Genomic DNA, 2,536 nt, shown 5'->3' on the forward strand with positions numbered 1-2,536 from the left:
CCCCCTGTGGCCGTCGCCCCGCCCCGCCCCGCCGGGCGCCGGGCAGAGCGGCTCCGACGCCCCCGCCGCCGCCCCCGCCCAGTGGCGGCCGTGGCGCTTCCGGATGTCCAACGACCTCTGGGGGTCGCCGGTCGTCCGCGCCGGGCTGCTCTACGTCAACTCCTTCGAGGTGCACGCGCTCGACGTCACGACCGGGCGCCGCCACTTCAAGACCCGCGAGGTCGCGTGGTCGATGGCGGTCACCGGCGGCCGGGTCATCGCCTCTGACGGCCCCAGCCTCTACGCGCTGGACTCCACCGACGGCGGGGACCGCTGGCGGGTGCCGGCCGAGGGCTGGATCCACGCGCTGCGCGCGGAACGAGGGACCGTCGTGACCGCGACCCGCGGCGGCGGGGTGCAGGCGTGGGAGGCGGCCAACGGCGAACGGCTCTGGTCGGTCGGCGGGGCCCAGTCCGACTTCGAGGCACCCGACACGGGTCCGGTCATCGAGGGCGGCGTCGTCTACCTGTGGGGCGAGGGGCAGGTACGCGCGCTGGAGGCGCGCACCGGCCGCGAGATGTGGCGCCACCACGTCGGGGACGCCGCCGCGACCGGCGGGGTGCCGGTCCGGGTCCGTCCCGGCCCGGACGGCGTCGTCCACATCGCCGCGGGCTCCCGCGTCCTGGCGCTGGACGCCACCGACGGATCGCCCCGCTGGCACTTCGACGCCCCGGCGGCCGTGCTGTGCCCACCCACCGCCGTGGGCGGACACTCGGGCAGCGGCGGCGTGTACTTCGCCGACCACCTCGGCACCGTCTACGCGCTGGACGCCGCCGACGGCGGCGAGCGCTGGCGGATCCCGACCGAGGGGCGGCAGTCCGCCGATCCGGTTCTCGTCGCCGACGGCCTGGTGCACCTGGGGAGCGGCAGCGCGATGTACACGCTGGACGCGGTCAGCGGTACGCCGCGCTGGAGGTTCGGCGCCGGCGGCGCGCTCGTCGGCTCGCCGGTGGTGGCGGACGGACGCGTCCACTTCGGGTCCGAGGACCGCTGCCTGTACACCGTGGACGCCGTCAGCGGGCGGCTGACCTGGAAGCTGGAGACCGGCGGCGCCATCACCGGCAGCCCCGCGGCGGCCAACGGCATGGTCTTCGCCTGCTCCGCCGACCACTGCGTGTACGCGCTGGACGCGGCGCGCGGCACCCGGATCTCCTCGTCGCCCGCCGCCCCGTCGCCCGCCGACGGCTGACGCCGTACGGCCCCCCCACGTCGCGCGGTCCGGGTCGGGCCCCAGCCTCGCCTGCGACGTGGTACGTGCCGCACGCCTGCACCCCCCCGCGGACGCCCGACAGCAGGACGCACGCACGACGGCGGGGGCCGAGGAGCGTTCCCGCTCCCCGGCCCCCGCCGTCCCGTTCCCGTCCGCGCCGTCCGTGCCTCTCTCCCGGAGCAGTCGGCCCGGACGGTCAGGCGGCGTCCCGGCCGCCGTGTTCCCGGTGGTCGTCCTCCCGGCGTCGGGCGTTCCGCCAGCTGCCGCGCCGCCCGGTGTGCCACGGGCCGTCCACCACGGTCTCGTCGTCCGCGGCGGTCCCCGTCGTGCCGCGATCGGGCGGCGTTGCGGCGGGCGGACCCGGGTCGGCGGGCCGGTTGTTGTGCGGGTCGAACCGGGGGTCGCCCGGGTCCACCGGACGCCCGGGGGCGTACGGGTCGTGCGAGGCGCGCGGGTAGTGGTCGTAGCGCTGGTCCGCGGGACGGTCGGGGTCGTCGTCGTAGCGCTCGCCTCGGTCGTCGTCATCCGTACGCCGGTGGCCACGCCCGTCGTCGACGTGGCGGTGCCGGCCGTGCGCGACGGCCGGATGACGTCCGGCCATCAACGCGGAGCCGATGAGCAGCAGCGCACCGCCGACCAGCGCCCCGGTCGCGCCCCACTGCACACCGTCGCCGCCGATGACCAGGGTGTCGGCGACCTGGTACTGCCGGACCATCCACAACGCGGTGATACCCAGCGCGACCACGCCGGCCAGCGCCACCAGCAGCCGCGATCGCAGCACCACCCCGACCACCGTCAGCACCGCCACCGCCAGCATCACCAGGAAGAGACCGGCGAAGAGATCGGCACGGGCGTCGGTGATACCGGATCCCGAGAACAGCTCCTGAAGCCGGAAATCCCGCCCGGCCCGTCCGTCGTACCAGTCCCGGAATGGACTGATGATGGCGATCGCCGCCCCCACGACGGCGAGCACGGCCCCCAGCACGTTACGCAACATGGCCTGCCTCCAAGGGAGTGGGTCTCGCTGTCGACGCTACGCCGGAGCCCGATACCCCGCATGCGGGGCGTGTTGCGGCCCCGTGCCTGTTCGGCCGCGAGACCGCCGTACTAGCCTCGGCGATCATGCCGCTGCCGCCTTCTTCCTCCGCCGCGTCGCCCGCGCGACGCCCTCCGTCCGAGGCCGGTCCACTCGCTCCGGCCACCACCGCCACCGCCCCCGGGGGCACAGCCCCGTCCGGCGCCGCGGTTCCCGCGCCGGCCGACCCCGGCCGCGGGCCCACCGCGCCC

At 76.5% G+C, this 2,536-nt stretch carries 2 protein-coding genes; one reads left to right on the forward strand and one right to left on the reverse strand.

Annotation, left to right across the window (positions count from 1 at the left end):
- The coding region (locus tag HCJ92_RS23580) for an outer membrane protein assembly factor BamB family protein (protein ID WP_167935637.1) at positions 1-1,228 on the forward strand (1,228 nt) is incomplete at its 5' end.
- Between the two features lie 217 nt (positions 1,229-1,445).
- On the opposite strand, the gene HCJ92_RS23585 is transcribed toward HCJ92_RS23580, so the two are convergent.
- A complete protein-coding gene (locus HCJ92_RS23585; protein ID WP_209311526.1) occupies positions 1,446-2,246 on the reverse strand; it encodes a hypothetical protein in 801 nt (266 codons plus the stop codon).
- Positions 2,247-2,536 lie beyond the last annotated feature (290 nt).

Origin of the sequence: Streptomyces spiramenti, from assembly GCF_012034385.1 — a bacterium.
In the GTDB taxonomy this organism is placed as follows: domain Bacteria; phylum Actinomycetota; class Actinomycetes; order Streptomycetales; family Streptomycetaceae; genus Streptomyces; species Streptomyces spiramenti.